The sequence below is a fragment of the Bilifractor sp. HCP3S3_D3 genome (assembly GCF_052063915.1).
Classification (GTDB): domain Bacteria; phylum Bacillota; class Clostridia; order Lachnospirales; family Lachnospiraceae; genus Bilifractor.
Map to the genome: position 1 here is coordinate 226,324 of NZ_JBQHWP010000002.1, position 6,293 is coordinate 232,616.

The 6,293-nt window shown below is 48.1% G+C and carries 4 protein-coding genes, 3 tRNA genes and 1 rRNA gene; 1 reads left to right on the forward strand and 7 read right to left on the reverse strand.

Annotated elements, in window-relative coordinates:
• Window positions 1-26: 26 nt before the first annotated feature.
• Window positions 27-773, reverse strand: coding sequence for a 30S ribosomal protein S2 (gene rpsB, locus ACTNDI_RS02275; RefSeq protein ID WP_441099137.1), 747 nt, complete (start codon window positions 771-773; stop codon window positions 27-29).
• Window positions 774-1,044: 271 nt separating this feature from the next.
• Between rpsB and ACTNDI_RS02280 the strand changes: the two genes are divergently transcribed.
• Complete coding sequence (locus ACTNDI_RS02280) at window positions 1,045-2,178, forward strand: hypothetical protein (protein WP_441099138.1); 1,134 nt, start codon at window positions 1,045-1,047, stop codon at window positions 2,176-2,178.
• A gap of 14 nt (window positions 2,179-2,192) precedes the next feature.
• Here the strand turns inward: ACTNDI_RS02280 and ACTNDI_RS02285 are convergent, their stop codons facing one another.
• The 6 genes from ACTNDI_RS02285 to ACTNDI_RS02310 form a co-directional block, all read right to left on the reverse strand.
• Window positions 2,193-3,662 (reverse strand): aminoacyl-histidine dipeptidase, encoded by a 1,470-nt coding sequence (locus ACTNDI_RS02285; RefSeq protein WP_441099139.1) that lies wholly within the window; start codon window positions 3,660-3,662, stop codon window positions 2,193-2,195.
• 205 nt (window positions 3,663-3,867) lie between these two features.
• Complete coding sequence (locus ACTNDI_RS02290) at window positions 3,868-5,256, reverse strand: MATE family efflux transporter (protein WP_441099140.1); 1,389 nt, start codon at window positions 5,254-5,256, stop codon at window positions 3,868-3,870.
• A 462-nt stretch (window positions 5,257-5,718) separates the two neighbouring features.
• Window positions 5,719-5,790, reverse strand: a tRNA-Cys gene (locus ACTNDI_RS02295).
• 14 nt (window positions 5,791-5,804) lie between these two features.
• Window positions 5,805-5,876 (reverse strand) — tRNA-Glu (locus ACTNDI_RS02300).
• Window positions 5,877-5,911: 35 nt separating this feature from the next.
• Window positions 5,912-5,984, reverse strand: a tRNA-Asn gene (locus ACTNDI_RS02305).
• Between the two features lie 95 nt (window positions 5,985-6,079).
• A 23S ribosomal RNA gene (locus tag ACTNDI_RS02310) occupies window positions 6,080-6,293 on the reverse strand; the annotation flags it as partial.

Genomic DNA, 6,293 nt, shown 5'->3' on the forward strand with positions numbered 1-6,293 from the left:
ATTCCTCCTGTAGGTTGTATGATTAATTATTCTGCCTCTGCGGCTTCCGCAGCAGCTTCCTCTGCAGCCTCATCGCCGGATTCCTGTGCCATTCCCTGCTTTGCTTCGATGACAGCATCTGCCATCTTGGAAACCAGAAGCTTAACGGCACGAATCGCATCGTCATTTCCCGGGATTACATAGTCGAGGTCTTCCGGATCACAGTTGGTATCGCAGATGCCGATCAGAGTGATTCCCAGTGCGTGAGCCTCTTCAACACAGATGTGCTCCTTCTTCGGATCTACAACAAAGATAGCATCCGGGATCTTCTTCATCTCTCTGATGCCGCCGATGTTCTTAACGAGCTTCTCCTGCTCTTTCTTCAGACCCATGACTTCCTTCTTCGGAAGAACATCAAAGGTCCCGTCCTCTTCCATCTTGTCAATCTCATTCAGGCGGGCAATACGTGTCTGGATGGTCTTGAAGTTCGTCAGCATTCCGCCGAGCCATCTCTCATTGACATAGAACTCACCGCAGCGCTCAGCCTCAGTCTTGATGGTATCCTGTGCCTGCTTCTTTGTTCCCACAAAGAGAATTCTGCCGCCGTCAGCGATGATGTCCGCAACAGCCTTGTAAGCCTCATCTACCATTCCTACAGACTTCTGAAGGTCAATGATATAGATGCCATTGCGCTCTGTGTAGATGTAGGGAGCCATCTTGGGGTTCCATCTTCTTGTGAGGTGTCCGAAATGTACACCGGCTTCGAGTAACTGCTTCATTGAAATTACGCTCATAGTATTTCTCTCCTTTTGGTTTTAAACTTCTGCACGGTTCAACTTACCGGGGAACCTCACAGGAGGCACCACCCCGAAAATTTCCGCGCATGCTTTCTAAACAGCTTTCCAATTGTAGCACAGTTTTTCTTCTTCCGCAAGGATATAATTGCACGTGTTTATGTGTTATACTTTTGAAGTTTTCTGCGCAGTATTTAAGGCAGCGCAAATGCACAATCTTTCTGCGCAGTATTTAAGGCAACGCAAATGTACAATCATACAGGAGTATACAATGAACACAAAAAATTCAGATCTGATTTTCACCCAGTACAGACTTTGCTTTGACAGTGCAGCAGCAGGCGAAATTTCCGGCACTGATTCTCTGCGGAAAGGCCTTTCCGATTTCAAAAAAAACTGGAATCCGGATGATGCAGATTTTCCGGCAATGCTCCGGGCGTCAACATCAGGAATCAGGACCTTTCTTGATACTCCGATGTACCGCTCTCTCGAGGGTATTGCCGCACTTGCCGAGATCCCGGAAGAAACATCATTTGTCAGAGAACAGCTGATCCGACTCTTCTATACGGAGGATCACGGTGATCTGGAACTGCGCGCTTCCCGTATCCTTGATTTTCGGAACGACATCAACGCCCGGATCGGCCGGCGATTTGAGGGGAAAACTGAATTTGAGCAGACCTCAGTCTCTGTTTTGAATCTTCTCACAGCATTTTCTCCTTCTGATAATTATTTCTATAAAAAAGAAGCTGCTGATCTTTTCGCTCAGGCGACGGAATTCGGGGATTATTTCATGTATGGCAATCATTTTTCCCTTAAGGGTTACTACAAAATGTGCGATAACCTTCTGGAGGAGGTATGGAATTATCCTGAAATTCTGAAGCTCCATCAGAACCGTATGGCGGATTTCCCCGCAGAATTCAGCAATAACCTCCATTTTCTGGCATATGATATTCTCGACTGTGCATACCGGAATGACTTCTATTCGCATCTGCGCATCCGGTCCTCCTTTACAGACGAATGGATGGAAAGAGCGAAACGGGCCAGAGAGCTTGCTGGACGCATCGATGAGATCCGCCGGGAACTCTCTGTGAAGAAAGCACATCTGGAAGATCTGCTCTCTCTGCAGCTTCCGGCAGTAGACGGAATTTCGGTAGTACACCGTGCCTTCGGCACCGGCACTGTTTCTTCGTGTGTTAACGGACGTATGACGGTTCGTTTTTCGGATACAGAAAAAGCCTTCCTGTATCCGAAGGCTTTTCTGTCAGGCTTTCTGAAGCCGGATGACGATTCTATACTGGAGCAGCTTCGAAGGATTACACAGGCAGAGGAAGCGCGTCCGATGCTTGAGCTGGAAATCAGTGATCTTGAAGAACAGCTGGCGGATGCACAAAAAGCTCTGGAGGAATGATTCTCAGTACATCTCTATGCATTTTTATATTCCAGTATCCTGAGGATGTAATCATACATTCTCCTGGCAGAGGAAATCGACAGCCGTTCCTGCGGGGTGTGAATATTGAAGATATCCGGTCCCATGGAAACTGCATCCAGGCCGTGAATCTTCCCGGCAAGCAGACCGCACTCCACACCGGCATGTATTGCCTTTATGACGAGTTCCTTCCCGAACATCTCACGATATATCTTCGACATCCGCGTGCGCAGCTTAGAGTGCTCGACCCATTCCCACGGCGGATAGGCACCGTTCTCCACCGTCTCGGCACCGTATGCTGACGCGATCCAGTTGATTTTCTGAACCAGAGCGGCGAGTGCCGATGCCACGGAGCTCCGTACAGAAGCGCACATAGAGAATTCTCCGTCTGTCAGGCTTGTAATGCCCCAGTTCAGGGAAGTTTCTGTGAGTCCATCTACTTCATCGCTCATACGCTGGACTCCGGAAGGAAGCGAATTTGCCAGAGCGATAACTCTGCGGGTGTCTTCCATAGTCAGTGGATCTTCATCCGCTCCGGATTCCGGGATGGCGGATTCCTCTTTTGCCGTCATCTGAAGACCAGGGTCAACCGCCCGGTACTCCCTCTGAATATTTTTTTCGCTGATCTGAACGGAATGCAGGAATTTTGAAAAATCCTCAACCACAACCGTTGCAGCTGCTTCTCTCGGAATCGCATTGTCCTTTGTACCTGCGCTTATAGAAATCAAGCGTACTCCTGTCTCACGGGATGCTTCCATAATTGTACGGAACAAGAGAAGCATTGCATTTGCCCGTCCCTTGTGTATTTCCGTACCCGAATGGCCGCCTGTGAGACCGGATACGTGAAGCTCCACTCTCTGTCCATTAAATGGTTTCCGGGTGATTGGAAGAATCACCTTTTCGGACGCGCCGCCGGCACAACCGGCCAGAACAACACCTTCTTTTTCAGAATCAAGGTTTAAAAGGAGATGGCCCTTTAATGGGGAACAATCGATGAACTTCGCGCCATCCATCCCTACCTCCTCACCAACGGTAATCACACACTCCAGTCTCGGATGTCTCAGTGTCGCGGAGTCCAGAATGGCCAGAATGTACGCAACCGCAATTCCGTCATCACCGCCGAGAGTCGTCCCTTTTGCGGAGATAAAATCACCCTTGACGTCAAGATCAAGCCCCTCGTTCGACATATCCTTCGTCACACCCGGATTTTTTTCACAAACCATATCCATATGGCCCTGAAGAATGATAGGCTCCTGATTTTCATATCCCTCTGATGCTTCTCTTATGATAATTACATTGTTCAAGGCGTCCTGATAATGCTCAAAACCGTGTGCCCGGGCAAATTGAATCAGATAATCACTGATTTTCTTTTCCTTTCCGGAAGGTCTCGGTATCGCCGAAATCTCCTCAAAATAGCGAAAAACCTCCGCAGGTTCGATTCCCTCCAGAATTTTTCTGTCTGACATTCTTTTTCCTCCTGATCTTTATCTATTGATAATAAGAAAGCAGCTCAAATCCATGATATGTGAGCAACTTCATTATTATGTCCCCAGTACATCAAACGAGATAAAAACACGCTGCGCGAGTTTTATCTCGCTATCGCGACGATCGCCGCACACGAATACTTCGCATTCGGCTGCGGCTCACTGTTCGCGTAAATAATATGTAATTTTACGAAATAACCGTGTGATTCAGCCACTTACCGGAACGATAACGCAGAGAATATACAATCCCACGCACCAGCCAGTCAAGTGACATACCGATCCATACAGCGATCGGTCCAAAACCGAACACACGAATCAACACTGTGGTCACAAGAACCCTGCAGCACCACATGGTTATGCTGGACGCGATCATGGAAAATTTCACGTCTCCGGCAGATCGCATACCGTAAGCAGGAATAAACGCCGGTATCCAGACAATTGGCTTTACAATAGACACATAGATCAGCATGTTAAAGCAGATATCAGCAGCTTCCGGATCCATACCGGCAAGCCACATCACAGGTTTTGCAATCACAAAAACAATAGCGCAGGAGACGAGCACGACAACTTCAGCGATCATGCTTATCTTTACAATGTAATACTTTGCCTCTTCTACACGTCCTGCACCAATACACTGACCAACAACGGTCATCAGACCGATACCGATTCCTATGCCACCGATGCCGTTCAGGTTTTCAAGGATGATCATCATTGCATTCGCTGCAATATTAATTGTTCCAAGGGTCGATACGCTGGACTGGATTGCCAGTTTGCCAAACTGAAACATTCCGTTTTCAATTCCGGAAGGAACACCGATCGACAGAACTTTTTGGATCATCCGAAAATCTGGGCGTATACGCAGATAATGATCGATGACAATCGGCTGTCTGGGTTTTCTGAGGAAGCAGAAAATCACAACAGCGCTGAAAATGCGGGACAACAAGGTAGAGATCGCAGCTCCGGCGACTCCCATATCGAACCCGAAGATCAGAACCGCATTACCGAATATATTCAGACAGTTGGAAATTACGGACAGTGTCATTGGAAAACGGCTGTTTCCACCCGCACGGTAAAATGCCGCTCCTGATTCAAAGAGCGCAAGGAAGGGGAAGGAAATCGATGTGTAGAAGAAATACGTCACACCATTTTTCATGACCGCAGGATCAACCGAACCGAATACAAGTCGGAGGAGTGGTCTTCGGAGAATCAGACAAAGGAGTGCCAAAGGGATGGAGATCATTAATACCGTGAGTACCACTTGTCTTGCAGCGGCATTACACTTCTTGAAATCCTTATGTCCGATATACTGTGAACAGATGATCGTTCCTCCGGCAGCCATTGCGGAAAGAATCTGGATAACCAGGATGTTGATGGAATCGACCAGAGAGACTGCAGAAATTGCTTCACTTCCGGCTCTTGTAACCATCATGGTATCTGCCATACCCATGAAGGAGGTCAGAAGCTGCTCAAGCATCAACGGATACAGCAGCTTCCAGAGCTCGGCTCTGGTAAAGGTCAGGTTGTTCCAGTTGATACGATCAGACTGGTAGAAATGGTCCCTGAATTTGGAAAACATGATAATAAACCCCTATAAAAATAGATGTTTTCGATTATATAGTTTACACCTGTTGCATGCAAAATCGCATACAGTCTCTTACACACGCTTCGCATGCCCAAAAACTGCCCGCTTGACGACGGCTTTATACAGTAAACAGCCATACTGATACATCGTGCCACACACTGTATAAGTCACCGTGTCACTTCGCTGCTTCGCAGCTTCCGTGACTAATACAGTAACGTCCATTCGATAAGTCGTGCCACACACTGTATAAGCTACGGATTGCTCCGTGCTTCGCACTCCCGCAATCCTACAGGCATTCGCACTTCCGTGCCGCTTACGCGTCACTTCGTGCTCATACCTGTTGCCTTCGAAAACGCATATAGTCTCTTACACACGCTTCGCGCGTGACGATCCTGTCTGCGTTTTCGAAGAGCTTATACAGTAAAAAAGGAACCCAGTTATACTGGATTCCTGAAGAGGCGTGGGCCGGATTTGAACCGGCGCATACTGGTGTTGCAGACCATTGCCTTACCACTTGGCTACCACGCCATATAATATTAGGATGACCCGGACGAGAATTGAACTCGTGTTACCGCCGTGAAAGGGCGATGTCTTGACCGCTTGACCACCGGGCCATAGAAACCAATCATTACCCTTTAACAAAGGTAAGCTCCCCCTGGTGGACTCGAACCGCCGACATCATGATTAACAGTCATGCGCTCTACCGACTGAGCTAAGGAGGAATCTATAAGAAGGTACATACCTTCAAAACTGAACACACAAACTCTTCCCCGGGAATCCGTCTCCGGATTCCCTTCTTCCGTTCCAACTTATGCTTCAGGTCAAACCCTCGACCGATTAGTAACAGTCAGCTCCATGCCTTACGGCACTTCCACCTCTGCCCTATCAACCTTATCGTCTTTAAGGGGTCTTACTTCTTTCGAATGGGAGTTCTCATCTTAAGGGGGGCTTCACGCTTAGATGCCTTCAGCGTTTATCCCTTCCAGACTTGGCTACCCGGCCATAGACCTGGCGGTCTAACCGGTACACCA